Annotated in this window: 34 protein-coding genes and 1 tRNA gene; 27 read left to right on the forward strand and 8 right to left on the reverse strand. The window is 58.6% G+C overall.

Translation table 11 applies throughout. The annotated features are described in order from the left end of the window. Positions 1-76 precede the first annotated feature (76 nt). The 4 genes from JHL16_RS08405 (at position 77) to JHL16_RS34915 (ending at position 3110) form a co-directional block, all read left to right on the forward strand. Positions 77-832, forward strand: coding sequence for a glutathione S-transferase family protein (locus tag JHL16_RS08405; protein ID WP_200184403.1), 756 nt, complete (start codon positions 77-79; stop codon positions 830-832). Positions 833-980: 148 nt separating this feature from the next. Then, positions 981-1883: an endonuclease/exonuclease/phosphatase family protein gene (locus tag JHL16_RS08410; RefSeq protein ID WP_200184404.1), complete on the forward strand. Its 903-nt coding sequence runs from the start codon at positions 981-983 to the stop codon at positions 1881-1883. A gap of 216 nt (positions 1884-2099) precedes the next feature. Continuing rightward, entirely contained in the window at positions 2100-2360 is a 261-nt protein-coding gene (locus JHL16_RS08415; RefSeq protein ID WP_200184405.1) for an SEL1-like repeat protein, read from the forward strand. A 54-nt stretch (positions 2361-2414) separates the two neighbouring features. Next, positions 2415-3110 carry a CDGSH iron-sulfur domain-containing protein gene (locus JHL16_RS34915; protein WP_246770834.1) on the forward strand — a complete coding sequence of 232 codons (696 nt, stop codon included), beginning with the start codon at positions 2415-2417 and terminating at the stop codon, positions 3108-3110. Between the two features lie 15 nt (positions 3111-3125). Here JHL16_RS34915 and JHL16_RS08430 read toward each other — a convergent pair whose 3' ends face one another. Next, positions 3126-3401 (reverse strand): hypothetical protein, encoded by a 276-nt coding sequence (locus JHL16_RS08430; protein ID WP_200184406.1) that lies wholly within the window; start codon positions 3399-3401, stop codon positions 3126-3128. 198 nt (positions 3402-3599) lie between these two features. On the opposite strand from JHL16_RS08430, the gene JHL16_RS08435 reads away from it, so the two are divergent. The 9 genes from JHL16_RS08435 to JHL16_RS08475 all read left to right on the forward strand — a co-directional run bounded on the left by JHL16_RS08435 (position 3600) and on the right by JHL16_RS08475 (position 11165). Beyond that, positions 3600-3693 (forward strand) — tRNA-Ser (locus JHL16_RS08435). A gap of 168 nt (positions 3694-3861) precedes the next feature. Then, on the forward strand, positions 3862-5097 hold the full coding sequence (locus tag JHL16_RS08440; RefSeq protein WP_200184407.1) for a tyrosine-type recombinase/integrase: 1236 nt from the start codon (positions 3862-3864) through the stop codon (positions 5095-5097). After that, positions 5097-5930, forward strand: a complete 834-nt coding sequence (locus JHL16_RS08445; RefSeq protein WP_200184408.1) for a hypothetical protein — start codon at positions 5097-5099, stop codon at positions 5928-5930. Before JHL16_RS08440 ends, JHL16_RS08445 begins: the two co-directional genes overlap by 1 nt. 103 nt (positions 5931-6033) lie before the next feature. Further along, on the forward strand, positions 6034-6264 hold the full coding sequence (locus JHL16_RS08450; protein ID WP_200184409.1) for a hypothetical protein: 231 nt from the start codon (positions 6034-6036) through the stop codon (positions 6262-6264). Between the two features lie 226 nt (positions 6265-6490). Then, positions 6491-6805, forward strand: coding sequence for a winged helix domain-containing protein (locus JHL16_RS08455; RefSeq protein WP_200184410.1), 315 nt, complete (start codon positions 6491-6493; stop codon positions 6803-6805). Then, positions 6805-7191 carry a hypothetical protein gene (locus JHL16_RS08460; protein ID WP_200184411.1) on the forward strand — a complete coding sequence of 129 codons (387 nt, stop codon included), beginning with the start codon at positions 6805-6807 and terminating at the stop codon, positions 7189-7191. Before JHL16_RS08455 ends, JHL16_RS08460 begins: the two co-directional genes overlap by 1 nt. Further along, positions 7188-7934, forward strand: a complete 747-nt coding sequence (locus JHL16_RS08465) for a helix-turn-helix domain-containing protein (protein ID WP_200184412.1) — start codon at positions 7188-7190, stop codon at positions 7932-7934. Before JHL16_RS08460 ends, JHL16_RS08465 begins: the two co-directional genes overlap by 4 nt. An 81-nt stretch (positions 7935-8015) precedes the next feature. Then, a complete protein-coding gene (locus tag JHL16_RS08470; protein ID WP_200184413.1) occupies positions 8016-8426 on the forward strand; it encodes a hypothetical protein in 411 nt (136 codons plus the stop codon). A gap of 27 nt (positions 8427-8453) precedes the next feature. Next, on the forward strand, positions 8454-11165 hold the full coding sequence (locus JHL16_RS08475) for a hypothetical protein (RefSeq protein WP_200184414.1): 2712 nt from the start codon (positions 8454-8456) through the stop codon (positions 11163-11165). A 9-nt stretch (positions 11166-11174) separates the two neighbouring features. Here JHL16_RS08475 and JHL16_RS08480 read toward each other — a convergent pair whose 3' ends face one another. Continuing rightward, on the reverse strand, positions 11175-11570 hold the full coding sequence (locus JHL16_RS08480; protein ID WP_200184415.1) for a hypothetical protein: 396 nt from the start codon (positions 11568-11570) through the stop codon (positions 11175-11177). Positions 11571-11598: 28 nt separating this feature from the next. Here JHL16_RS08480 and JHL16_RS08485 point away from each other — a divergent pair, with 28 nt between their 5' ends. From JHL16_RS08485 to JHL16_RS08495, 3 genes are read left to right on the forward strand one after another with little or no spacing between them, the layout of a single operon-like run. Then, a complete protein-coding gene (locus JHL16_RS08485; protein WP_200184416.1) occupies positions 11599-12228 on the forward strand; it encodes a hypothetical protein in 630 nt (209 codons plus the stop codon). Further along, complete coding sequence (locus tag JHL16_RS08490; RefSeq protein WP_200184417.1) at positions 12225-12527, forward strand: hypothetical protein; 303 nt, start codon at positions 12225-12227, stop codon at positions 12525-12527. The genes JHL16_RS08485 and JHL16_RS08490 overlap by 4 nt, the downstream gene beginning before the upstream one ends. Beyond that, on the forward strand, positions 12524-12907 hold the full coding sequence (locus JHL16_RS08495; RefSeq protein WP_200184418.1) for a DUF5681 domain-containing protein: 384 nt from the start codon (positions 12524-12526) through the stop codon (positions 12905-12907). The genes JHL16_RS08490 and JHL16_RS08495 overlap by 4 nt, the downstream gene beginning before the upstream one ends. A 576-nt stretch (positions 12908-13483) precedes the next feature. Here JHL16_RS08495 and JHL16_RS08500 read toward each other — a convergent pair. Further along, complete coding sequence (locus JHL16_RS08500) at positions 13484-13711, reverse strand: hypothetical protein (protein ID WP_200184419.1); 228 nt, start codon at positions 13709-13711, stop codon at positions 13484-13486. Positions 13712-14561: 850 nt separating this feature from the next. Between JHL16_RS08500 and JHL16_RS08505 the strand changes: the two genes are divergently transcribed. Then, on the forward strand, positions 14562-14861 hold the full coding sequence (locus JHL16_RS08505; protein ID WP_200184420.1) for a hypothetical protein: 300 nt from the start codon (positions 14562-14564) through the stop codon (positions 14859-14861). 319 nt (positions 14862-15180) lie between these two features. Here the strand turns inward: JHL16_RS08505 and JHL16_RS08510 are convergent, their stop codons facing one another. The 3 genes from JHL16_RS08510 to JHL16_RS08520 all read right to left on the reverse strand — a co-directional run bounded on the left by JHL16_RS08510 (position 15181) and on the right by JHL16_RS08520 (position 17344). Then, on the reverse strand, positions 15181-15909 hold the full coding sequence (locus tag JHL16_RS08510; protein WP_200184421.1) for an outer membrane beta-barrel protein: 729 nt from the start codon (positions 15907-15909) through the stop codon (positions 15181-15183). Positions 15910-16149: 240 nt separating this feature from the next. Continuing rightward, positions 16150-16896: a hypothetical protein gene (locus JHL16_RS08515; protein WP_200184422.1), complete on the reverse strand. Its 747-nt coding sequence runs from the start codon at positions 16894-16896 to the stop codon at positions 16150-16152. After that, positions 16868-17344, reverse strand: a complete 477-nt coding sequence (locus JHL16_RS08520) for a Panacea domain-containing protein (RefSeq protein WP_200184423.1) — start codon at positions 17342-17344, stop codon at positions 16868-16870. Before JHL16_RS08520 ends, JHL16_RS08515 begins: the two co-directional genes overlap by 29 nt. Positions 17345-17980: 636 nt before the next feature. Between JHL16_RS08520 and JHL16_RS08525 the strand changes: the two genes are divergently transcribed. The 7 genes from JHL16_RS08525 (at position 17981) to JHL16_RS08555 (ending at position 22792) form a co-directional block, all read left to right on the forward strand. Then, entirely contained in the window at positions 17981-18376 is a 396-nt protein-coding gene (locus tag JHL16_RS08525; RefSeq protein WP_200184424.1) for a hypothetical protein, read from the forward strand. Between the two features lie 44 nt (positions 18377-18420). Then, entirely contained in the window at positions 18421-18951 is a 531-nt protein-coding gene (locus tag JHL16_RS08530) for a hypothetical protein (RefSeq protein WP_200184425.1), read from the forward strand. A gap of 91 nt (positions 18952-19042) precedes the next feature. Further along, positions 19043-19225 (forward strand): DUF4339 domain-containing protein, encoded by a 183-nt coding sequence (locus JHL16_RS35505; RefSeq protein ID WP_200184426.1) that lies wholly within the window; start codon positions 19043-19045, stop codon positions 19223-19225. Between the two features lie 462 nt (positions 19226-19687). Next, positions 19688-20290, forward strand: a complete 603-nt coding sequence (locus tag JHL16_RS08540; RefSeq protein ID WP_200184427.1) for a hypothetical protein — start codon at positions 19688-19690, stop codon at positions 20288-20290. Positions 20291-20698: 408 nt separating this feature from the next. Beyond that, a complete protein-coding gene (locus JHL16_RS08545; RefSeq protein ID WP_200184428.1) occupies positions 20699-21286 on the forward strand; it encodes a hypothetical protein in 588 nt (195 codons plus the stop codon). 231 nt (positions 21287-21517) lie between these two features. After that, positions 21518-22492 (forward strand): SDR family oxidoreductase, encoded by a 975-nt coding sequence (locus JHL16_RS08550; RefSeq protein ID WP_200184429.1) that lies wholly within the window; start codon positions 21518-21520, stop codon positions 22490-22492. Positions 22493-22609: 117 nt separating this feature from the next. Further along, complete coding sequence (locus tag JHL16_RS08555; protein WP_200184430.1) at positions 22610-22792, forward strand: hypothetical protein; 183 nt, start codon at positions 22610-22612, stop codon at positions 22790-22792. A 774-nt stretch (positions 22793-23566) separates the two neighbouring features. Here the strand turns inward: JHL16_RS08555 and JHL16_RS08560 are convergent. Together JHL16_RS08560 and JHL16_RS08565 are read right to left on the reverse strand one after the other, a co-directional pair. Continuing rightward, entirely contained in the window at positions 23567-23785 is a 219-nt protein-coding gene (locus JHL16_RS08560) for a hypothetical protein (RefSeq protein ID WP_200184431.1), read from the reverse strand. Between the two features lie 146 nt (positions 23786-23931). Continuing rightward, positions 23932-24144: a helix-turn-helix domain-containing protein gene (locus JHL16_RS08565; protein WP_246770835.1), complete on the reverse strand. Its 213-nt coding sequence runs from the start codon at positions 24142-24144 to the stop codon at positions 23932-23934. A gap of 143 nt (positions 24145-24287) precedes the next feature. Here JHL16_RS08565 and JHL16_RS08570 point away from each other — a divergent pair, with 143 nt between their 5' ends. From JHL16_RS08570 to JHL16_RS08580, 3 genes are all read left to right on the forward strand, one after another. Then, positions 24288-24497 carry a hypothetical protein gene (locus JHL16_RS08570; RefSeq protein WP_200184433.1) on the forward strand — a complete coding sequence of 70 codons (210 nt, stop codon included), beginning with the start codon at positions 24288-24290 and terminating at the stop codon, positions 24495-24497. 3 nt (positions 24498-24500) lie between these two features. Beyond that, entirely contained in the window at positions 24501-24740 is a 240-nt protein-coding gene (locus JHL16_RS08575; protein ID WP_200184434.1) for a hypothetical protein, read from the forward strand. 67 nt (positions 24741-24807) lie between these two features. Next, positions 24808-25533 carry a hypothetical protein gene (locus JHL16_RS08580; RefSeq protein WP_200184435.1) on the forward strand — a complete coding sequence of 242 codons (726 nt, stop codon included), beginning with the start codon at positions 24808-24810 and terminating at the stop codon, positions 25531-25533.

Consider the following 25533-nt stretch of genomic DNA (forward strand, 5'->3'; position numbering starts at 1 on the left):
AAGATTGGCGCTATAGTCCGTACCCGGATTAAGAAGGGGGGCGCGTGGTCTGGGGCCCGCGCCATCGGAGGACTGAATGGCCAAAGCTGCGAAGAAGGTCGTAAAGAAAGCGGCCGTAAGGAAGCCTGTATCCAAGACGTCGGCGCGCCGCCCGGTAAAGCCGTCGCCGCGCCCAAAGCCAGAAGCTCTGGTCGCCGGCAACAAGGAGCGTTTCACCCTGCACGGTTTCGCCATGTCAGGCCCCACTTATACGGTGGCCCTGATGCTGTCGCTGTGCCGCCATCCCTTTTCCTACATCCATGTCAATCTGCGGGAGGGGGCGCACAAGCAGCCCGATTACCTGGTCAAAAACCGCTACGGCCAGGTCCCGTGCCTGCGCGACGGGCAGATCTTCCTCAGCCAGTCGGCGGCGATCCTCGAATATCTGGCCGGCAAGCTCGGCAAATTCGACGGCAAGACGGATTTCGAGCAGCAGCGCGTGCGTGAATGGATGTTCTGGATCTGGGACAAGCTGGCAGCCCCGATCTATCGTTTGCGTCAGCGTGCCCGGGGCCTGCGCCAGTTCGGCGACGAGGTGAAGGTCATGTATGACGGCGAGGCGCGCTCGGCCCTGAACGTGCTCGAGCACGAACTGTCCAAGTCGGAATGGCTCGCCGGCCGCAAGCCCACCATTGCCGACATCGATGCCTATGGCGTGATCCGCTTCGCTGCGGAAGCCGGCATGGATGTTCAGGCTTATCCCAAGGTCGCCGACTGGAAGAAGCGCTTTGAAGCGCTTCCGGGTTTTGCTACACCCGAGCAGCTTTTGCCGCTGGAGAGCCGGCTGCTGTAGAATCTGAGGCCTTAGGGATTTGACTGTAGACACGGAAACCGGCCGCATTGCGCCGGAACTCGAGCCTGAGGAATTGGAAGATGATTCTTCCCCAGAGGCTCCCCCGAGAAAGCGCCGGCGCGGACGTTTCGCCTGTTTTGTCTTCGCTGTGCTGGGCCTGGCCGGCGTGCTGGGCGGCTGGTTCGGCAATCTGTGGATCGCCTTCGACGTCTTCGCACAATTCTCCTACCAGTTCTGGCTGGTCGCGATCGCCTTCGGCATCGCCTTTTTCATGCCTTTCGCGCGTGTCCTGACCGGCATCGCCATTACGGTGATCGGGCTTCTCGTCATCGGCATCATGCCGCATCTGACGGCTGCTTCCTATCCAGCGCCCGAGGTGAAGCCGCCGGCCGAGCATCGTGTTCTCCGCGTCATGTCCTTCAACACCTGGCTCGAAAACGCCGATGTGGACGCGATCGCCGCGGAGGTGCAGCGCAACGATCCCGATATCCTGGTGCTGCTCGAATTCGGCAACGAAAAGCGCGCCTTGCTCGACAAGTTGAAGCCGCAATGGCCCTATCAGGACGACTGCCGCCATCTCGATCACTGCTACATGGCGGTGGTGTCGAAGTTCCCGATCGCCGATTTCGAAAGCCATGCCTCGTGGGTTGGTCCGCCAATGGTGCGCGCCTCCTTTGGCAAGGAGCTCGGCGGGCTGACCGTGATCGGCACCCATACGATCCGCTTTCCCTATATGCGTGCCCAGCTCACGCAGCTGAATGAGTTGGCCGATCTCATCCGCAAGCTGGAGGGCCCTCGCGTCGTCATGGGCGATTTCAACGCGACGCCGTCCTCGCGCCTGCTTTCCACGTTCGAGCAGAGAAGCACTTTGCGCCGCCTCGATGGCTGGCTGCCGACCTGGCCCGCCAATTTCCAGATGCCGCAGCTCGCCATCGACCACATCTTCGCCAGTCCTGAAGTGAAGGGGCTGGAAAAGGTGCGTATCGGCAATGGGGCGGGATCCGATCATTATCCGCTGGTGGTGCGCGTCGCCGTTCCGGTCACGCCCTGACGAAACCGCCGCCTGGTTAGCGCCCTGTAAACAAGCGACTTTTGAAATTTCGTCTAACACTCTGTAATGACTTGATTTTAAGGGACTTTGAACGAAGTGCCTTCAACCCCTGTTAAGCCTGTCGCTTAACGCCCTTTTGGCGGGCGCGGAGTCATCTTGGTCCTGGCACGATCACAAAGAGGATCGGCAGGGACAGTCAAACAGAGGGACGGGAGCATGATACGCTCTACAGCGCTGCCGGCATCGGCGGTGGAGAAAGGCTCATCCGCGGAGATGCTTTATCATCTCGGCATGATGTATTGCCTCGGCCGCGAGGTCGAACGGAACTATGTCACGGCGCATAAGTGGTTCAATATCGCGGCGCTGAAAGGCAGCCCCGAGGCGCGGCGCTGCCGCTGCGAGATCTCACGCGAGATGAGCATCGCTCAGATCGCCGAGGCGCAACGCCAGGCGCGTGACTGGATCAGCCTCCACTGAACCCCCTCAAAATATAACTTGATCGCCTTCGGCGCCCTCCATAGCCTGGAGGCCATGACCCAGCCGAAAGCCAGGCCGCAAGTCGTCGTCATCGAAGACGGACCTTATGTAGTCAGCGGCGCCGTGCCGCTCGCTCAGCAGACCATCGTCGCGGATGAGGTGGGCGGCTCGGAGAGCTGGCGCGAAGGTAAGGCTTTCACGGTATCCGAGAGCTACGAATTATGCCGCTGCGGCCACTCCGAGCAGAAGCCTTTTTGCGACGGATCGCACGCCAAGGTCGGGTTTGATGGCGAGGAGACGGCGAGCCGTACGCTCTATGTCGAACAGGCGCAGCGCTTCGAGGGACCCGAGATGCTGCTGACCGACGCCGAAAGCCTGTGTGCCTTCGGCCGGTTCTGCGACCCCAAGGGACAGGTGTGGAATCAAGTGATGGAGACGGACAAGCCCAACGTCCGCGTTGATTTCATCCGTCAGGTCGGCAATTGCCCGGCCGGGCGCCTGGTCGCCTGGGACAAGAAGACCGGCAAGCCGGTCGAGCCTGATTTGCCTGTATCGATTGGCTTGGTGGAGGACCCGGAGCAGCGCTGCAGCGGTCCGCTGTGGCTGCGTGGCGGAATCGAAGTGGTCGCTGCGGACGGCGGCAAGTATGAGCTGCGCAACCGCGTAACCTTATGCCGCTGCGGCGAATCGAAGAACAAGCCGTTCTGCGACGGCAGTCACGCGGCGATCAAGTTCCGTGACGGTCTGTAAGGAAGCGAGTCGGCCTCAGTAGTCGAGCGAGAAATCGTCGCCATGCAGCTCCTGCTCGCTGGTGAAGCGGCGGAACTGGCTGTCGAGCAGCTTTTGCTCGCGCTGCTTGGTATAGATGTCCGACTGGATGATGTCGGCTTGCCGGTTGATATTGTCCTGCTCGGTGTTGAGCTGGGGCAGGGGGATGTTGTCGGGCGAATAAGTGTGGCCGCCGGGAATGAAATTCTCGGCCGCGAGAGCGGGGCCGAAAACCGCACCGGCGAAAGCGATACTCAAAATAATCCGGCGCATTTTATTCTCCTGACTACGCTGTCCGACGGAACGCCATTGCCATGGCGCCCGATAAGATTCACTTAACTCTGCCAATGTCGCACGGTTCCCGCCCCCAAGCAATTGGCCTGAGGGCCCATGTCACTTCGATGTGACTTATTTCCTCGCAAAATTTCCCTTCACAGCCGGGCCAAATACGGGCAAGAGGTGGCCCGCGCAGGAGACGTGGCCGAGCGGCTGAAGGCGGCGGTTTGCTAAACCGTTATACGTTTGTAAAGGCGTATCGAGGGTTCGAATCCCTCCGTCTCCGCCAACTTTCATCTCATCGAAACTCACTTAGCTTCATCAAGGCTCAAAACTCGCGATTTCTCCGAGGGTTTTCCTATCATCCTGACACATCTAGGCTCAGCCGAGGTTGGGGACACTCACGAACGCTGGTAGGATAGGCGGTGGGATAAATTCAGCGGCGGATTTCACTCCTATGCACAGCATCAACAAGCTCTCTGCAAAGCAAGTCGAAGCATTCAAGGAGCCGGGCCGCTATTCGGACGGCGGCAACCTCTATCTCGTCGTCACCAAGGCCGGGACGAGACAATGGGTCTTTCGCTATCGGTGGCTCGGGAAGCTCAAGGAAATGGGATTTGGTTCCGCCGCTCCCGGACGGGTCTCCTTGAAGGGGGCGAGGGAAGCCGCCCAAGCCGCGCGCGACAACATTGCCGCCGGCATAGATCCTCACGCCGCAAAGGCCGAGGAGCGCCAGAAGACGGACAAGCGCCGCACCTTCTCCCAGGTGGTGGACGAGTATCTGAGAGACATGCAGTCGAGCTGGAAGAACGCGAAGCACGCCAAGCAGTGGAAATACACCCTGAAGGAGCTGGCGGCTCCGCTTGGGCAAAAGTTTGTGCATCAGATCGAGGTGACCGACGTACTGGCAGTGCTTAGGCCGCAATGGGAGCGAGTGCCCGAGACCGGCCGGCGCCTCAGGGGGCGCATTGAGAACGTCCTGAGCTATGCCACCTCGCACAAATATCGCTCTGGGCCAAACCCAGCCGCCTGGAAAGACAATCTCAAGGGGCTCCTGCCGAAGCGCAAACGAGGGGCTCGCGGCCACCACGCCGCCTTGCACTATGACGACATGCCTGCCTTCATGGCCGAATTACGCGAGCGCCAGGTGCAAAATGACACTCTTGCTGCCTATGCGCTCGAGCTGACGATTTTGACCGTCCTTCGAACTGGCGAAGTCCTGGGGGGCACGTTTCCGGAGATCGATCTTGCCAAGAAGATATGGACCGTTCCCGCAGAGCGCATGAAGATGGGCAAGAAGCACCGCGTTCCCCTTTGCCCGCGCGCTGTCGAGATTGTGAAGAAGCTCTTGGAGTTGAGGTGGGGCGACTATCTCTTTCCAGGCAACGAAATCAATAAGCACATGAGCAATATGAGCATGCTGATGCTGTTGCGTCGGATGGGACGAGAGGACATCACCGTTCACGGCTTCCGCTCAGCATTCCGCGATTGGGCCGGTGAGACTACGAGTTTCCCTGGTGACGTTTGCGAACTCGTCCTTGCCCATGGGATCGAAGATGAGGCCGAAGCGGCTTACCGACGCGGTGAAATGCTGGACAAGCGCGCGATAGTAATGGCCGCATGGGCAAACTTTGTTGAGCCCAAGGCGGATGACGGCAAAGTGATACCACTGACGCAGGGTGCCAAGCGGTGATGAGCCATCAATCGAAGAACCGCGGCATTCAGGCACGCCGTGAAGCTCAGCTTCCCAGCAGAACATGGTCACCAATCGATAAGGTCGATGACGTCGATAACGTCTGTTTCCGAATAGATCGTGAGATTGAATGCGTGCATCGGCGAGAAAACGTTCGGGATGGGCTGAAGGAGTTCGGCAGACGAGCCTTAGAGGTCGCAGTTTTCGAGGCCGCAAGGGCAAGGCATGAACAAGACGAAGTCATAAAAGCATCTGCTCAATGGCCGCGTCTCGAAGCAATATGCGAAAAACTGTGTCCGCTCCTTGATGACATGTTCAGAGCGCTTGGGCCAATCGACAGGGATGGACAAAGCGTTCCAGTGACGAAGGCGGCCGAACTTGAGTACTCGCTAGTACAGGTGATTATTCACGGGGCGACGGCAGCTGCGACGCCAATGGGAGTCAATCAGGCTATTGAGATCGGGTCCAAATATGCTGAAGCGCTCTGGTCGACGCGCAGCGCTCTAAGTCACCTTACGGTGGCGGCGGCAGCTAAGAGAGATCGAGTTGCGTCGGAGCGGACCAATACCGGTCAACGAGATAAGCGTGAATTTGTTCGCGTATTTGTCGAGTTTTGGGCTTCCGTAACCGGCGAGCGACCGCCAACAGGTGAGGACAGTGAGTTCCTCAGATTACTTCGCGCTGCCTGGGAAGATGCGGGGCAGGCCGCGAGTTGGGAGCAAGGCTCGGACATTGTCTATGAGAGCTTTCAAAGTCCCTTGAGAGAAATCGTAAAGTCCATGGGCGACGACGAGGTAACTAAGCTTCGGGACCGTCTGCCTTCTTGGCGGTAGCTGTTAGACCCCCCTCTCAACAATCTTAGGGTCTGACGGTGCGGAGTCTTCGCCATCGATGCACTTTGATACGCACTGATTTGCGTTTCAAAGGAGCAATATCATGGACATTGGAATGCCGGAACAGCGCACCAGCCTCGATCTCTCTCGACGTGGTGCTTTTTCCCTGGATGAGTTCGCTGAATGGTCGGGAATCTGCAAAACGGCTGTGCGACGCGAAATTAAGGAAGGTCGGCTGACCGCTCGCCAGATCACACGGCGCCGAGTCATCATCCTCGCCAATGACGCTCATGCGTTCATGAGCGCGCTGCCGGTCGCCAAGCTGGCCGCCTGATCTCCCCGCAATCCTCAAGCTCAAAAAGAAAAAGCCCCGCGTCGAGCTTGGGGCAACGAGCGGGGCAAAAGGAATATTCTGGTATGACCCCTATACTCTCCACTCCACACGCTTTCAAGACCGATCAGCACCCTCCGTTGCGGGTGCGCTGGATCTGCTGCCGGGCTCGCGTCTCCCGCCATCATGCGGCGGCCATCGACGCGCTTCTCTTTTCGGAGGCGCGCTAATGGGGAAGAAGGCCAACACCCTTGTCATTCGCGCCCGCATCTTGCCTGACGGCCTTGCGTTCACCGTCAAGGGAAGGGACGCCTGGGCGCTTCAGCAGCTCCACCTTGCCGGCGCGACGGGCTGCACACCGATCGACACGCCCGGCCCGCGCTGGTCCGGTTACGTCCACAAGCTGCGCGGCAAGGGCCTGAACATCGAGACCGTGACGGAAAATCACAGTGGCCAGTTCGCCGGCCATCACGCGCGTTACGTCTTGCGCTCGAACGTCTCCCTGACGGTCGAATGCGAGGACGAGCAGAGGGAGGCGGCCTAATGGGTGCGCTACGTCTCTATGTCAAATGTCGACGTGCTGGCGCTCGCGGCCTTCTCTTCGACGGCTATATGAACCGGCCTGCCCCTGATGGCTGGCGGATCATCACCGGCAGCACCGAGCCCTTGCTGTCAGCCGCGCGTGTGCTCGACAGCCAAGGCATTGGCGGCCGGCTCGAGATGTGGAGCGACGATGGCACGGTGCCGCGCCTTTCTGGTGACATCGGTCGGCTCGCGAAATTGACTGTATCGGATGGGGGGCATTGCCCCCTTTCCTTTAGGCGCTGGCGCGGGCCTGTGGAGGGCGTCGAATTGTCAACGCCCGAAGCGCTTGAGCGCATCAAATTCGAAGTTTCGTCCATGGTGCTTACTGGTGAGGTGGCGGCATGAGCAGGAAGCTAAACCGCCGTACGGGCCGTTCGGATGGCGTCTCGCGCTTCGCCGCCCTGCCGCATTGGATGATGGACACGCTGGCATGGCGCACCATGAACCCCGTTCCCCGCGCCGTCTTCATCGAAGTTGTCCGCCGCTACAATGGCAGCAACAATGGCCGCATATCGTTGTCGGCGCGTGAAGTTGCCAAGCTGGTGAATATCGGCAGGGCGACGGCGGCCGACGCTCTCAAGGAACTGGTGGCGCGCGGCTTCATCCAGGTCGCGGCGCCGGGCGGTTTCGGTCAGAAAGTCAGCGAGGATGGTCCGGCCGGCCGCGCCACGCGCTGGCGTCTCACTGAGCACAAATGCGACATGACTGGCGCGCTGCCCACGAAAGATTTCACCCGCTGGGAGGGCGAGCCGCAGGCGAAGAGAGCGCACCGGAAAAACAAAACGCGGTCCGCCCCCAGGGCCATAGGTGGCTCTCAGGGCGGACATAGTGGCCTCCAGGGCGGACGCACCCCCTTCGAAAAGGCCGAAAGTGGCCCTCAGGGCGGACGCTCGGAGCCGAAAACGGTCTCTGAGTGGCTCTCAGGGCGGACAGTATATAAGTTACCAGGTGGGGAGCCTCCATCCACCGCGCCGGCAGAGGGCGAGCGGAGCGCGCCACCACATGGCGCCGTAGCGAGCTCGCCCGTGGTCGTTGACTTCAAAAATCGCCGCCCTTCTGTCCCTCCGAACGGGAGACCGGCGGCATGATGACCTCACAAAAAATTTCGCCCCTCGCAACAACACATTCGGGTCCCGAATTTCTTAAGTCCAGAATAGAGGGCTCACGCCATGGCCGATGAAGCGATGGAAAATCCGTCCGACGCTGCGAACGTTGACCCCGGATACAATCACTTTCTGGCACATGCTCATGGCCTGCAGGTTATCCAGAACTGGATAAACGCGCCCATTGATGCCGAGCGCAAACGGGTGCTCGCGGACGCATTGTATCAGGGGCGCGCCGATCTGCTCGCTACTCAGCCTGGCAATGCCTTGGACTGTCTCATCACTCTGTTTTTTGCACTCGAGGCCGCGAGCGCAATAGCCGACCTTCCAGAAAGCGCCTTGACGAAAGACCGCATTCAGCACCTCACGACTGAAATTAAAAACGGCATCACTCAGGCTCACAACTTTCTCGCACCTCATGCTGGCTTCGCTTGGGAGGAATTGGGCCTGACTTTGGAAGGTGCGACGTGGAACTAGACGACATCAAGCAACGGAGATTTCAACATGGGATATAAATTGGTAGCTTTGCCGGGCCAAAGCCCGGCACATCCGTTTTCGGATTTGATCCCTCAGAGAGGCGGCAAAGGTGACCTGTTGCCGATCGGATCGGGCAGGCCAAAAGGGCCCTTTCGTCTCGTGTCGCCACCGCCACAGCCTAAGGCTGGCAAGGTGATCGAGGTTCAGGCGCCCGATGGCAGTATCGTGGAATTTCCTGCGGACACTTCTGACGACACGATGAAGAGCGTCATGCGGCGGTACTATCCTCAGACTGGCGGCGCCACGCCCGACATTCCCAAAATCAAACGCAACGTTCAGCGCATGATTGATCAGAACGCACCCGAAAGCGACATTGACGCCTACGTGGCGTCTGAAGGGGTGACGGCCGAGCAGCTGCGGGCGCAAAGAGGGCCGTGGGAAAAGTACCAGGCCAATCCATTTGCTGATTTGATCCCTCAAAATCAGCAATCTGGATCGCGCGCGACACTGCCCCCTGGCTTCGTGCTCGATGAGGAACCGAGCGGCGGCGGCGCCCCGGGCTCGCGGGGACGAGGACGCACCATCACTATTCAGGGCCGGCCCGTCACTGTAAGCGACAATTTCTTTCAGCTCTCGCCCCAAGAGCAGGACGCGACCGTTGAAGAAATGGCGTCCGAACTCGGCATGACGCCTACGCAACGGGGCGGCTCAAGTGCTTCGCTGCCACCTGGCTTTGTGTTGGATGAAGAGCCGGCGGACGGGCTTAGCGCCGCTGTGTCGCAAATTCGGGCGAAATATCCCCAGTACAGCGACATGAACGACGAGCAGCTTCTGCAGGGCATCCATCGGAAACATTATTCGGATATGCCCTACGACGATTTCAAATCCCGACTGGCCGGCCAGTTCGGTGGGCAGGGCCATTCCCTCGACCAGCGTAAAGCCCTGGCTCTCGCTGGCGCTCGTCAACGCATGGCTGAGCAGGGGCAGAGAGGACCTTGGGAAAAATATCAGAACAGCGGCGTTAGTGAGCGCGACGGTGCCGGCGGGATAATGGAGGTCCAACTGCCAGACGGCAGAATAATCGAGGTTCAAACAACAGACAGGGCCGTGGCAGCCCAGGCCGCACAGATCTTCATGGATCGGGAGCGCGGCGCGATGAACCTTGGCGACTATGCCGAGGATGCGGTCAAGAGCCTGGGCGTTGGCGCAGTTCGGGGTGCGACCCAGATTGCGGGCATGCCGGGCGATGCCGCGCAGTTCGGTGACTGGTTGGGCGAGAGGGCGGCCGACGCACTCGGCCTTACGCCTCAGCGAGAGTGGATCAAAGAGCACTTCACTTTCGGTGAAAAGCCGAAGACGTCGCCGGAGATGTGGGAAGACGCCAAAGAGCTTTTCCGTCCGGCGCCAACCATCACCGATCTCGTCACCGGGGAAAAGCCCGCGTCCGCCCTTGATCGTCAGCCAAAGAGCACACTTGGCGAATACTCCAACACGGCTGGCGAGTATCTTGCTGGTTCGTTCGGTCCCGGCGGTCCGTTGCGGAAGGCAGCCATGACAGTCGTGCCGGCCTTCCTAAGCGAAACGGCCGGGCAAGTCACAAAGGGAACTGAGGCTGAGCCCTGGGCGCGGGCTGGAGCCGGCCTCTTTGGCGGCATTGTCGCCGCTGGACGTAGCGGGAATGTGGCTAAGCTCGCAGCTCAAGGCGCGCCGACGCGCCAGGCGGTAAAGGCTCAGGCCGATATGCTCTATGACAGGCTTCGCTCTGCCGGTATCACTTACGATGCCAACAGCTACGAGATGATGGCCCGCAACCTCGCGAGCAATCTTCGTCAAGCTGGCTTTAGGGGGCGGACCGCGAAGGAGGCGGCCGACACACTGGATTATGTGTTTGAACAGGTAGGGACGTCGCCCGATTTCGGTGACTTCACCGCGATCCGCGAGAATGCAAGCCAGCTCCTGAGAAGCGCAGATGTGCGTGAGCGCAAATTCGGCGGCATGATTGTCGACGCCCTGGACAACTTTGCCACTCGCTCGCCGCTCATCACAAATGGCAGCGTGCCGGCAAATCAGGTCGCGCCATTGATGAGGGAAGCGCGCGCCACGGCTCAACGCAATATCAAGGCGCGCACCGTGGAGGAGGCAATCGAGCGGGCCAGAAACGCCGCCTCAGGTTTCGAGAACGGCTTGCGCGTCGAGTTCCGCAAAATTCTGAACAATCCGAAGGCACGAGCGGGCTTCACGCAAGTGGAGTTGGATGCCTTCAAGGATATAGTCCGAGGGACTTCTACGCAGAACCTTGCGGCTCAATTCGGGCGCCTTGGCATTGGCATCGGCACAAAGACAGCAAAGGGAGCGTTCTTGCCTGCCATCGCAGGCGGCGGCGCCGGCCTAGCCGTCGATCCCTTCGTGGGCGCGGGGACAGTTGCGATTGCATCCGGCGTGAAATATGCCGCCGCGAAGAATGCCGAGAAGGTGGCTGATCGGACAACGAAACTGGTGCTTGCTGGCAAACAAGCGCAACAGTCCGCACTGCAGACAAAGAGAGCGGAGCAAGTGAAGGTGATGCTTCGTCGCGCCCTGGCGCTGGATCAGGCCGTCAATCAAACGGGGAAAGGCGATTTCGGCTCGAGCCCAATTCCAAACGGAAAGCGAACGCCGATGGAAATGAATTTGTTCGGTGCCACGCGCGGGCCAGGCAAACCTTATATCGACGCCAACGGCAAGATGGTCTTCCCCTAAATGGATCAGCTAGCATTTGTCCATTTCGAGCATACTGCGCAGTTCAGCCTTGACCGCTTCTGGATTGCTATGACCAGGAACAACCTGAGGCATTGTGAAGGCTTCATCACTCCTCGTGGCAACAGGGAGGGTTTGCGTCCTTTTGCGCGAGCCATATCTGTACCAGTCCAGAAGCTTGACGGGGGGCACGGTCAAGAGCCACGCGGCGCCGATGGCAACAATTCCAGTGACATACCCATTGCCATTGGGCGTCCATTTCCAGAGCAGTTCAGCGCCGATCACCGCGAGAATGATTGTCGTCTGAATGGCCCGCATAAGCCAGCCTTCACCGAGGCCAATCACGACATAGAGGGCCGCATACACGCCAATGGTGAAAGCCCATTGCCAGGGTTCAGCCGGCATCATCTCGGCGCTTTGCCTCCAGGAGACAGGAATGCCAAATAACACTCGCTCATCGGTCGTGAAGCTACGCCGGAAACAGGCTCCTGCGCAACAGCAGGCTCCTAGCCCTGTTCCACCGGAAATGCTGCCTCGCATCGGGTATCAGCTGAAAGACGGCAAAGGCCATTTGGACCTGCACCACGACGGTGACGAGGCCAGCGCCATTGCCCTTTTTACGAAGGGCCTGGCGATGCCGGATCGCGGCATGGTGCTGGGCTATCTGGGCATGGTCGCCGGCTATGCCATCAATGACGGAAAGATTGACGAGGACCGGGTCAATTTCATCGTTCAATTCGTTGCCGCGATGAAGCCAAAGGATCCGGCAGAAACAATGATGCTGACCCAAATGGCGGCAGTCCAATACTTGACCATGATGTTCGCGTCCCGGCTGGGAAGAGCGAGCGAACTGCGTTCCTGCGATTTCTACGACCGCACCGTAAACAAGCTCGCCCGCACCTATGCCGCTCAGATGCAGACGCTGAAGCAATACCGGAGCGACGGAAAACAGAAAATCGTCGTCAAGCATGTGACCGTGAACGAGGGCGGCCAGGCCATCGTGGGCGACGTGACCCACGGCGGAGGGGCGGGGGGCGCATCGGAAGAAGGCGAGGCAACCGCATGAACAAGCCCCTGCCGATGCATCTTAGCCCGCGTTGCCGGGCGACCTCTAAGCGCACCGCGAAGCCCTGCCGCGCGCCGGCCGTGACAGGCTGGAAGGTCTGCCGCTTCCATGGTGCTCGCGGTGGCGCGCCTCGCGGCCCTGCCAATGGCGCCTACAGCAGCGGCCTCCACACCAAGGAGGCCATAGCCGGCCGGAAGCACGTTGCCGCCCTGATCAAGAGCGCCACCAAACTCACGGAGGCCATGGGCGAGGGCGAGCCGGTCGCTGTCAGCCGGGTCCTGATGGAGGACGCCCTATGAGCGCTCAGAAGCCAAAGCCCGAGCAGGGCGCCCACGCTGTTAATACAGCGCAAGAACAGCGCGGCACCCCATTCAAGCCAGGCCAGAGCGGTAACCCGAAGGGCCGGCCGAAGGGCGCTAGGAGCAAGCTCGGGGAGGCATTCCTTGACGACCTCCTGCAGGCGTGGGAGCGCGATGGCGCCGCCGCCATTCAGCGCGTCATAGAGACGAAGCCGGCCGCCTTCCTGAAGGTGGTGGCGGACATTCTGCCCAAGGAGCTGAAGGTTGAGCGCGACCCCCTGGAGGACCTGACCGACGAGCAGTTGCTTGCGAAGGTTGAGCTTTTGGACCGCCAGGCCGCGCCCGTTCTTGCGAGGTGTCGCGCTGGAAGGGCCAATTGAGCCTCTTGCGACCAGTACATGCGCGTGAGGACCGGACAAGTCAGTCCTGAGAATTGGTGGCTTTTCAATTGGTTGCCCATGTTTAACGGTGGAGCGGCCTGCAGTCATCTCGCGAAGCCGCCGACCCCGCCCCCGCTGTCGAAATCGGCCGGGAGGAGGTTCCCGCGAAAGCCGGTCCAGATCAGTAGCTTAGCCCCTCAGAACAGAGGGCAGCGGCGCCAGGAAGTGACAGGAAATGACAGGACTTCAGCACCGCCCCCCCCCCCAGAGTTTTCGGAGCAGTACGCGCGCGTAAGCCAGCGCTTTTTGTCAGTCCAGCATTGGGGGCAATCTCGACGCAGATCGCCAGCCGCACCGCTTTTCTGCACCCCGGTGAAGGGGGCAAAAGGTGCCCATCTAAAAAACGCCTCTAGAACGGCCGATCTTGTCGGGGGCTATCTGGGTGGCCAAAATCTCTAAATCGCCGTCCTTGTTCTACCGTTACAGCGGGAAACGGCATTCCAGAGGGCCCCCAAGGTAGGGGGCGACTCCAGCTATTCGTGAATCTGAAAAGAGGGAGGCGCGAACCGTCAGACGTCAGACGTTTGAGCCAGCCTTGCGGGCGGCGGCAATCTTCGGATGGAGCTGACGGCCATGGGACTTCGCGGCTTCACGCGCCTGCGTAATCGCCTCTGTTTTCCGCTGCTTGAGCAAGCTCATCTCCGAGTCGCTGTAAAGCGCCGGCTGATCCTCCGCGCGCGCAATTTTTGTCGAACCAGTGAACAAGCCGAAGTCCCTCAGCCTCTGTAAGAGCGTCGATTTCATGGCCTATTTCCTGCTTCCAAAAGCCGTCAATATCAGGCCCGTAGTGTTTTCTTATCATCCCGAGTGTGGCCTGTCCAATCGGGAACTTGACGTGATTGCCTTTACCATGAGCTAGGCAGGTGACGGCAACCACCCTTCCACCATGCTCAACGATATAACTGCGAAGTGCGGCAAAAGTGCCACACATGCTGCATACATCGTCGGTTAGTATATAGGCGCAGTCAGTGTGAACAGGGCCTGAAAATCGAGGCTGCCACAGAAACCTTTGAATAGTCTTAAGTTTTGTCCTCCCCGGACGGGCGGCTAGGTAGATCTCATCGTCAATGGCGCATCCCAGGCTGTCAGCTAGCTGGGCGTCGTAAGCTATTGGAATTGCGTTGCGAATGGGGTCGCTCGCCGTAACTGGCCCGTCGCCAGAGTCAAACTCAGGATGAGGGCTGAGAATACGGCATGGCAGGTTTGCTGCGACCATGGCATCCGCAATCCGGTCAATGACTTCCTCTCGCCACATTGCCGCGACCAGGGCGGCAGCGCCTGACATGTCGAAGGCAGTCTTTGCCTTCTGGTACTTGGGGTGTCCGCAAAGGTCATCGAGCGATCCATGTACGAAAATCCCCTCTGGATCGTGCCGCCGCCAAGGGGCACGGTAATGAGGTCCGACTTTGGCAGGTGGCAGGCCGGTCATGACGAATCGTTTCAGAGGGCGGGTTACGCTTAGAGAGATTCTTACCGAACCCTTGGGTCAAAAGCCAAACTTTTGGCCAAGCGAAAATCCCCTCATCTATCCTACAGCGCCACCGGGCCTTCACTTCGACCTCTTATTGAGTACAGTGACGGCGGCGGGGACGGCATGCGTTTAATCGTTCTGATTTTAGTGTTGCTCTTTCAGGGCGTTGGCTCTGCGATAGCCTTTTGCTCGAAACCATCTGCGCCCTATTGCGCCGAGCGATACGACGCTTTCGCGGACGAATACGAGTTTCGTTCCTGCAGGTCGGAGATGGATAGCTACCGATCTGAAATAGAAGACTTCACCAATTGCAACAATCGTGAAGCGCAAGAAGCAATAGACAAGGCCCGCCGCGAAAACGAAGAGGCGCTGAACGAATACAACGAGGCCGTCAGCAGCTTCAATAATCGCGCAGGGCGGTAGTCTCTGCTTGTCTTGGCGGATGGGCTGTGGCGGTCTCCGACTTACGTTCGAAGGGGAGATTTAAGAACCTCAATCCATGCCCGCAGCTCCGCAAGCATGACTGCATCGGCCGAGCCGTCAGGAGGGGCAGCCGGCGACTTGCTTTCCGATCCGGCCGGCCGAGTTACCGTTTTCCTTACTTCCTGATCCATTGCGCCCCATACCATTCGAGGGACTGGGCGAAAATGAGACCAATTTCCAGGCAAGTTACCAGAAGTCTAATCCTTATTTTCCTGGAGCGACTTGTCGTGAGTTGCCGGCAACCACCTTTTCGATGAGATCAGAAATGCCAGCTCAGGCCGGCGCGGACAGCGTGGAACGTGTTCTCGAATTTTAGCTTCTCGATAGCCCCATTATCGAAGAAATCGACATCGGTATCGCCGAGATCGGTATAGCGATATTCAAGGCGCGCACTCAGATCGTCCGTGAGGGCATATTCGACGCCTCCGCCGATGGTCCAGCCCCATTCCGTGTCATTATTGCTCGCATCTTCAGAATTGAGAGCATTGGGGAGAGAACCCTCGACTTCGACGCCGCCGACAGCAAGACCGCCCGTCGCGTAAATGAGAGCACGATCGAAGGCGAAGCCAGCGCGAAGCCTGAGTGACCCCAGCCAGTCAATCTCCTGGCTTGCCTCGCCGATCTTGAAATCGTTCGCGCCCACGATGTCGGTGTCGCCATCCAGATCGGCGTATTCGATGTCGCCTTCGACGCCGAGCACCAGGCTGTCCATCTGCCAATTGTAGCCGGCATGCAAACCGCCGATGAAGCCGTCCATGTCGATGGAACCGTCACGTTCGGGAAACACGCCCACGGCCTGCCGACCGACATCGATCTCGCTGGTATCGAGTTGCGTCGCCTTTACATCATTCTCGCCCCAGCCGTAGCCGGCCTGCAGGCCGACATAGGGCCCCGTCCAGTCATAGGCGGTCGGCTCCATGACATCGGCGCTCTGGGCAGCCGAAGACGCGAACAGAATAGCGGCACTCGCAAGAAGCAGCTTTTTCACTTTGTCCCCCAAGTCGGGCGAAGGAATCTTAGCCCACGATTTTGAGTATCGGTGAGCGTGCCATAAAGTCAACGACACCGGCTCAAATGTTGGAAGGTGTGGCTGAATAGTCACATCCCGATTCGGTTGCGCCGAGTTCTTCTTCAGCCTCACCCCGGCGCTGCCCCCGTTCTCGGGGATGAAGTCAACGCCAGCGCCTAGCCTTCCCGGAATCGCACGCCTGCCGGCCCTGGCCTACGTTTACGATGATAGGCCATCAATTGTTAGTTGTAGCAATTCCCCTAGATCGTCAATTGCGCCGATTCGAGCAAAATCATAAGCCTTCTTCAGGTGCCCCTCCGAGATTGATAGATGCACCGCGGCGTCAAAGTACTGAAGGTTTAGCGCTTTCAAGGAGTCCAGCAGGTCGTTCTGTTGTTCCGAATTAAGGTGCGGACACTTGATGATTAGGTTTTGAAAAGTAACCGATAGCTTTGTTATCTCGGATTGCCCGATGTACGTGGCCCTTACTTGGTAGTTCAGCTTTCGAGAAGGCTGGATGTTGTGCATTGGGTCCAAGAGGACCACATTGAAAACTTGGTCCTCATCAAAAAAGCCAACGACGCGGCCTCTCGCCCTCGATACTGAAAACTGCAGAAACTCGACATCTTCACTTAAGGCGTCGGTGACCCAATTGATTTCAGCTCTAGAAATTGGGATGTTCTTTGCCGCCCAATCAATGTGATGACATCTCAATCCCCTACCATATGCGCCCGATAGGGCATCATCGACGTAGAGGTTTGAGACTTCACTCAGCCGTTCTAAAAGCGACACGAACCAAGGCTTGTCACACTGATCAACGCCGAAATAGCTAATCTGACGCCAATGACGAAATGAAAATCGCCATTTGATTTTTGGAGGCACAAATCCGGGATTGGGGCGAGGAGACTTGGCCGGGACCGAGTGATCAAGGACAGGTCTAGGCGACGGCCTGTTGGCGGGCGGCATAGTATTGACGCATTGTATCGTTGCTGATTGTTTTCTCGCTACGTGCGCCGGGCGCCACGCCTTCCCTCGCTTCGATCCAGGGTAGTTCTCTGTGAGTCATCTCTTCGAGTTGATCACCGGAAAGGGGGCCATAAACCTCGAGGATTGAATCAATGTGCGCTCTGTCGGCGTCGGCCAAAGCACGTGGATCGAAACCGCCTCGAACGTCTGCCATCGAAACGGGCGAATACATGTATTTGGTGCTATTGAAACGGTCGTAGATTGCTCGGCTGACTGGGCCATGAACCCATGCCTGAAAATGATTGTTAGGAAACAGCGCGCCCCGCCCGAAAGCGAGACTCCAAGCTTGGCAATAGTACAACAGCTTGTGGAGCTTCAGCGCGTTGAGAAAGGCGCCGTCCTCCGTCAGCTTTATGATTATGTAGTCGCAGGCGTCATTAATGTTCATGGCCAAACCTCGGATAAAGCGATTAGCACACCGCGATTCGTGGGTCACTAACAGAACAGTACAGCATATACCCGCCTAGGGCTCACGAAACCGGACGCCTGCCGGCCCGCCATTCTCTGGCACGAAGACCACGCCGCGCGCTTCCAGCGCCTTTGCATCTGAGGATAGACCCGATTGGCGCCGGGAAGAGAATCTCCATGCGGGTACACTAACTACCCCAAAGGCATCCCGCTAGCCCAACCCAGCCTCTTGATGGGAGAGGGGGGCCTTTCCCCGTAGGGCGGACCTCTCGTCCGCCCAATGCTCGCTGCAACTCATTGAGATTCCACACCCGTGGGCCCAAGAATTTCGGCTCATCCCCTCATCCATCCCATCGGCGCCACCAGCCTGCACCTTCACTAACAGCGGTGACGACCGAGTGAGGAACCATCTGAGAGCGAGCGCGTTATCGAGCCGCCCAGCCCCTAACTGGTGCAACTGCCCATACTCAAACCCGCCCGCGTGGCGGGTTTGTTTTTCGCTGAGGAGGATAGTCCCCTTCTTCAGCCCCACCGACCTCCCATTTGGGTGGAGACATGCCGGCTAGGCGATGCCAACGTGCGATACGATTCGGATAGCCGCTCAGGGGGCTCAGCGATGAAGAAGCTTGTAGTCGCCCTATTGATGACGCTGGCCCCTGCGACCGCGATGGCGGAATCTCGCTTCATTGATACGAAGTACTGGGGGCTGAACATCCGGCTCGGCATAGCCGTCATGAACAACGTCACAGAAGAAAAGTGTAATCGCGCGGATTGGGATAAATTTCTAGGCAAGGCTCGCCAAATGGCGAGCACAATGAAGCCGACCAAGGCCACCATGGAGAAGATGCGCAAAGATGGGCTCGATCCTACAAAGCCCGGCGCGTTTCTGTCTTTCGAATTTGGCGTTGCTTGCTTCAAGGATGGCGCTCTGGGTATAAAATTCCCGCTCAACGGCAAGGCGAAGCATGTCTACCTTCATAGGGCGGGGCGGGGCTGGTACAGGACGCCGTAGAAGGTCGACCCGACTTTCCTGACGAGTACACGGAGTAAAGAAAGGTGTCTTCTAGAACATCATCAACTGCGGCAATCATTGCGGCTCTGTCTCTTCTTGCCGCTGGAATTTTCCCGGCAAAGGCTGGGCCGGCCGAAGAGCTCGACAATCTTCTTGCCGAAATCGAGGCGTCCGTCATCGCAGGCCAGCACACCCTGTTCGGGGTGAGAAATGGCGAGTATTTTGTAACCAACTTTGATGTAGCGACACTCGATCTCGATGCGGAGCAGGAGAAGCTGCGACTGAAATATCCGTCGTCTAAAACGAAGGCAAAGTGCAACTATGAAGATTTGGGAATGGAGAGCGATTACGCCGGAAATTCATCGATAAGCTTGATCTATGAAGTTTACGAAACCTCAGCCGCCGGCCACGAAATGTACACCAGATTAGCCGACACGAAACAAGCGTTGGGGGTTGTCGGTCGTGTGTGGGACTTTAAGAGCGGCGACAGGGAATACTGCAACCGCAAGGCCTTCCGTATTTTCTTCAAGAATGGGAAGGCGTTGAACATCAATTATACCGACGTTTCCTTTTAACTCCGCGTGGCTGAGTGGAGGAACCTTTTCTCCCGCCGGGCTGTTGGTCGCGCTGGGCCCCCCCCGAGATCGAGCCTAGAGGAGGCCTTTAATGGCGGATGCCTGGTATATTCGAGCCAACGGTGGAGAACGCGGCCCTATGAGCGCGGAAGCGGTGCGCGTGGCGCTCGCGCTAAATGAGATAATGCCGGCTGATTGGGCCTGGAGAGAAGGACTTGACGATTGGGTCCTGATTGCTTTCGAGCCCGCATTTGCCAAGGGTCGGCATCACTGAACGTTGATGCGCTGCCAGCCGCGCTGCTTTTCAGTCCGAAACGGGGCCGTTTCCTAACACAGGATTGTAGGGCTGGCGCGGCGGACCTATTGCCCCCTTGGCGGGTCCTCCGCTCGCCTATAGGCTGCTTCAGCCTTTGGACGCCCTCCGAAGGTCAGCGGCCCGTCTGCCCTCCTGTCGCCGCAGAAAGCCGGCGCCGCGCCCATGCAACCGAGCGCTGCTAGTCAAAAGCGCCAAACTGCCCAGCTCCTGATAGGTGCAACTGCCCATACTAAACCCGCCTGCAATGGCGGGTTTGTTTTTGCCGAATGCAGCATAGCGGCTCTCGCCATGGTCGGCATCCTGGAACTGCCCGCGCCGATCAATTGGCCTACTCTCGGTGAAACCTAATCGCGCAAGAGGAACGCGGCAGGCGAGTCAGAGTTGGCGACAAGGACGGTTGTTTATAAAGGACATATACCCATGAGGAATAGACGTGATGCCCGTCGTGACTTTGATGAAGGTGACCATCCGCGCGATGCGCGCGGGCGCTTTGTTGATGACGACGAAGAGAACGGCAGTCGCTATGGCCGTAGTGCCTATGGCGAACGCGGATATGGCAGAGAAGGCTCTGGCGAGTACGGCTCAGCTCGCTACGGACTTGGCCGGCAGGATCGGGAACAGGAGCAATTCCGTGGTGGTGGCCTGACACGTGGCGGTGGCTGGGGCGAACGCAACTATGGCGGCTCGGAAGGCGGCTTCGGCTATCCCGAAGAGGGCGCACGCTCTTCGGGGCGCTGGGGTGGCCGGAGTGGGACCGGAGAGTACGAGGATTATCGCGGTGGCCCCGGCCGCGGATCTGGCTACCGGTACGGCCAAAACGCTCGCAATGGCGAAGGTGGGCGCGACGATGAGGAGGAGGGGCTTTCCGACTATCATCACTGGCGAGGTGAGCAGATCAAGAAGCTTGATTCCGACTATGACGAATGGCGGCAGGAGCGACGCAAGAAGTTCTCCGAGGAATTCGACAAGTGGCGGAGTTCGCGCTCTGGTGACGACCCACCCGGTCAAGCCCCAAAGAAGTAAGAGCGGAGAGATGAAAGGCCCGTGGTTTGCGCCACGGGCCTTTTGTTTGATTACTCAATCCAGGCTTCGGCGCAAACCCAGTTGTTCGGCTAGCTTCCCAAGACGAACCATGCCGCCATAAGCCCAATCGCGGCACCGACCAAGCCAAAGCCAAGGACATACCTCATCGTCCCTACCTTGATGGCCTGGCGCGCCTCAGTAGCGGTCTCAACGACTGGTTGGGTGGGGTGATCCGATGTCATTGGGGACGCCGGAAGTTCGGATTTCGCAGGGGGCTCGGATATTCTCATGCGATACGAACAACGATCTGCGCCCGAAAGTTCCCTTGCGCGGCGGGAGTAAGGGCGACGCTGCAGGAACATAGGGCCTGCTGAGCTGTTAGCTCCTCGAATTTCCCGGGAGATAATCATGAGCAAAGACGAGCGCCCAGAAGCACTAGCCCAATTTGCCGAGACCGCGAGGGTGGGAGAGCGGGAGGGAGTGAAGGGACTCACGGCAACGCGAGCCACTGAGCCCATTCCGACAGATCCAAAGGCGAAGCAAGACGCTGCCACGCGTGTGCTCGCGGAGGGTGCCACTGGTGAGGACCTCAACGCAGAGGAAGCGGTGGATGCCCTGCCAGATCGTATCCTCCTCAGCCAGGAGAAATCAAAAGAGTTGGAATCAGGCGGTGAAGAGATTGACCAAGCACCGGGACGCATGGCTTCTCCTGCGTCTTCTGAGGCGGTATCCGACAGTGCCGGGTCCAGTGAGTGGGGGGAGGCGATCCAGAACCCCGAAGCGCTCCAAGCTCTGATAAGCAAGGGCTTCTCACGCGAGGCGGCATTGGATCTCGTTGCCGAAATGGGCACTCCTTCGATGGGAGAGTCGCTTGTGGAATGGTCCGAACGTATTACGGGCGGACTTCCTACAAAGCAGCGCCGCAAGCAAATCCTTGCCGAACATCATGAGAAGGGGCTTCCGCCACCAGAACCGCCCCCCTTAGAGGCGGAGTGAGAAGAACTCAGTTCGCCCTGACGAGGCGGAAAACGCAGAAAGAGCCCTCTCCAAAAAATAAAACAAGTAGGTCCGTCCGACGAACGGGAGAAATCAGACACAAATCAGGAGGAGTCTCGCTGAAGTGCGCGGAAGGAACCGTGTCGCGCAACAAGGGTTGATAGCTCACAACGGCCCACTGGCTTGAGGCGGGCCTTAACATCAAGGTTGTCTTCAGGGCGGGTGGATAAAATGGTTTCCAATACGCGTAGCGCCAATTCAGCAGTTAGGACTGCTCGTCGTATCCAGAACAGTGTTGACAAGCGCGACAAAAAGCGAGGCGTCAAGAAAGCGTCAAAGCGAGGGGTTCAGACAGGTAAGCGCGCCTATCCCAATAAGATGCCGGCACAGCATCTCAATAAACCGGGTCTTGAGCGAGATCTAAAATACCCGCCACGCTTCGAAGCGCCAGGGTATGAGGGCTCAAACAAGCTTAGGAACATGGTCGCTCTTATCACCGGCGGAGATTCCGGAATCGGTCGTGCCGTCGCTGTCCTCTTCGCTCGCGAAGGCGCTGATGTGGCCATAGTTTATCTCGATGAACACGCCGACGCGGTCGCCACACAGGAAGCTGTGGAAAGCGAAGGACGACGCTGCGTTCTTTTGCCGGGCGACGTACGCCAATCCAAGTTTTGTGAAAAGGCTGTTGCGCAAACGGTTCGCGAATTGGGGAAGCTGGATGTATTGGTAAATAACGCGGCATTCCAAGAACATGAGTACGAGATCGAGAAACTCAGCGATGAGCACTTTGATCACACCATCCGAACCAACCTTCATGGCTATTTTTTCATGGCTCGGGCAGCGGTCCCTCACCTCAAGGCTGGAAATTCCATCGTCATGACGGGATCGGTGACGGGGATCAGAGGCAGCAAGCACCTGCTTGACTACTCGATGACGAAAGGGGGAATCCACGCCTTCGCCAGATCGCTTGCAGGCCAGCTAATAGGCCGGGGTATTCGCGTTAATGTGGTAGCGCCCGGCCCGGTCTGGACACCATTAAATCCAGCTGACAAGCCGGCTAAAGAAGTGCGTAAGTTCGGCTCGGACACCCCCATGAAGCGTGCGGCCCAGCCCGAAGAGATTGCACCGGCATTCGTTTTTCTCGCAGCGCCATCCTGTTCGAGCTACATAACGGGGGAAGTTTTGCCAATCATCGGGGGTTATTAGTGCGTGTGATGCTCCCAACGCACCTATAGCTCGGCTTCTGCTTGGTAGTAACCTGTCCGCGTCATAGCCAGAGCCAAGTCGAAAGCGACGACCGGACCTCTCTAGAGTGGGTCGTCAATGTCCGCGATCTATAAGCCTGATGAAATCAAATTGCTCACCGCGGTTCTTGACCGCGCATGCTTAGAGACTGGCGCGCATAACAGAATGGATAGAGCGGTTCTTGCTATGCGCATCCTCTATGCAGCCGGCAAGGGTGAGCGGGACCCCGAGCGACTGTTAGCGCTCACCATCGCAGCGTGAGTTGGAACGATCTGCAGGTTAAGCGCATTCTAGGAATGCTACAGCGGCCCGCCAGGAAACTGGTTCCAGACCCTCTTGGTGCGACTCTGGCAGGCCACCTGTGGACCATGGTGTAAGAGAACGCCCGGCTTCCGAAAGGATGGCCGGGCGATTTTATTGGGCATGGTTTCCGCTTTAGCACTTTTAGTGAAGGCGCCAATCACTAACGTTCACCGAAGAGCAGATTTGTGAAGGGGATAACTCCCGGTTAGGCGGATAACATAGGAGCCAAACAACTCCGCCAAGCGGTTGATTTTCCTCGCTGCGTGAACTGCTGATGCGTTTTTATCCCCACATTTATCCCATTACGGAACCGCTAGTAGCCCGGAGCCGCCTCGTCAGAGGCCTCGAATTAGCCTTAGCCGCTGTAGGCAGCAGGCATCCTCGGCGGAATGGACGCTCGCGACCGTGGAAGGTCCTGGGTTACAGCTCGGGCTTTCTGCGATTTGGAACCCTCTAAACGCTGCTCGGGATGTGCCTATCTGCTCTCAATCACCGGTCGTCTTTCTGATCGAGAATCTCGGCCTCCGCTAACAGCCGCGCCGCCAATTGCAACAATCCCTCCTTAGCCTCCTCTCCTGATGACAAAGCGAGGGTAACGGCCTGGCTTGCGGCTTCGCGTAATTCTTTGCTGGTAAGACGCCTCTGCATTTTAGCGCCAACTGACGCTGCACCAACATAGTTGCAAGCTGCGCGGAACGAAGCCGTTATCGCGAACTCTTCGGCGCACGGGGATTAAGTCGCCTGGTCCTTAGCCAACCCATCGTGAGCGCAATCAATGAGCTTCTGCAGATCGCGTTCGCCACCTTCCGCGCATTCAACAATCAGTGAACTGATGCGGGTCTTGATGACCATGTGTTCCTCGCTATCGGTGAGCTTCAGCGCGAAAATCACGCGCTCATTCGCCAGCAAGATTATCTGCATATCGTCGGGTGAAAAGTCTGAGATAGCCACAAAGCCACTCCCGTTTAATTCAGGCGGGAGTCTTAATGCTCTCAGTCGCCAATGCCTGAGGCCAATTTTGGCGATAAGGCACCATACGCCCTTCAGTCACTCGCAGGGGATTTCTTTTCAAAGTTCCCGTGCCGGAGTTCCGAGCGTCACGCCTTCTTCAGGCGCACACCAGCGCCGCCGCCGTTCTCGGGGATGAAAACTATGCCGGCCTCAACAAGGACGCGGTGAACCGCCTCGATGTTTGAGCCGCGCGCCGATGGAAACCCGTCCTCGGCCTCAATCCTCTTGACGGTTGATTCCGCCACGCCCGCGCGCTCCGCAAGCTCCTTGGCCGACCACTTCAAATAGCCGCGCGCCATCCGCACTTGAGCCCCAGAAATCATCTATTTGACCTATTTTATATCACAAGTGAACTATTTTAGTTGACAAATCATGCTATAGTGACCGATATTAGGTCACAAGAGATCGATTTTCAATCACCTAACCTGCGGAACTGGAAATCATGGTTACCCGCTCCTCTCCTCTCCCGCCTCTCTCCCCCGAAGAAGCCAAGGCCGAGCGCGCCCGCTATATCGCGGAATGGAATGCGGCGATGAACAGCGCCACCCCCGCAGAGCGCGAGCTTGAGGAGCTTTCCCGCAAAACCCGCCTGACCGCTTCCGAGCTGTCCCGCTTCAACGAGCTGTCGGCCCGCTCGATCAGGGCGGCCTGAGCCATGGAGGTGACGGCGTACATTCCGATTTTCGAGCAAGGCTACCGGGTGGCTGATCTCACCGTGCACATTGACCCGGCCTCGCACGCCCTCGCTTTCGAAGACAAGGACGGCAACCGCCGCCAGATGGCCCCGGCTCGCGCCCATGAAATCCTGACCGACATTCGGCTCTACGACCGCGACAAGTGGCGGGAGCTTGAACAGCATTCGCGGGCCGGATGCCCCGAGGAGCAGCCGCCCTAACAAGACGGGTGCGCCAGCCCGCTTCCACCACTTCCGAATTGCAACGCCTCTCACCAGGAGAACGACTATGCGCGTTTCTTCCAGCGCTCCAGCTATGTCCCGTCGATCGATCTTGCGCGGCATCGCCTTCGCCCTTGTCGGCGCTTCCGTGCCAGCCGCAGCCTTTGTCGGCCGCGAGATAGGACGGCCGAACGATGGCGAGCTTGTCGGCCGCTGCCAGCTCTGGAAGGACCAGGGCCGGAAGCTGAAGCGCATGGAGAAGCGCCTGAGGGTCTATGCGGCCGAGGCAAAGAGCCGTGCGCCTGCGCTTCCCTCTGAGTTCTATGAGCAGATCGACTACAATGGGTATTTCCCTGTCTTGCCGAGCAACGGCGCTTTCGTGAACGGCCCGTACTCCTGGAGCCGCGAAGAACTGACCCGCATGGCGAGCGGCGACCACCCGATGGAAGGCGCCGACGAGGGGAATGGTCCCTCATCGCCTGACTGTCAGGCAAATTGCCGGCGCCTCCTCAGGCGCCTCGCCAAGCACGAGCGCGCGGTAAAGCAGGCATGGCGCGAGCATGACCGTTTTGAGCGGCGATACATACGTGAGTGGCGTGACCATTGGCGGCTGTTCATGCAGGTCATCGGGACGCGCGCCGAAACGCTCGCGGGCGCGGCGGCTCAATTCGAGGTCATCGAGCGCGAAGACTTGCTGTCACCGTTCCGTAGCCACGCCGTGGCGCAAGCCCGCGTCGTCAGGCTCATGCGCAATGTCCGTCGCCTTGTCGCGGCTCAATCAGCGGAGGCGTGA

It is taken from the genome of Taklimakanibacter albus (assembly GCF_016595235.1).
GTDB classification, from domain to species: Bacteria; Pseudomonadota; Alphaproteobacteria; order Rhizobiales; family Aestuariivirgaceae; genus Taklimakanibacter; species Taklimakanibacter albus.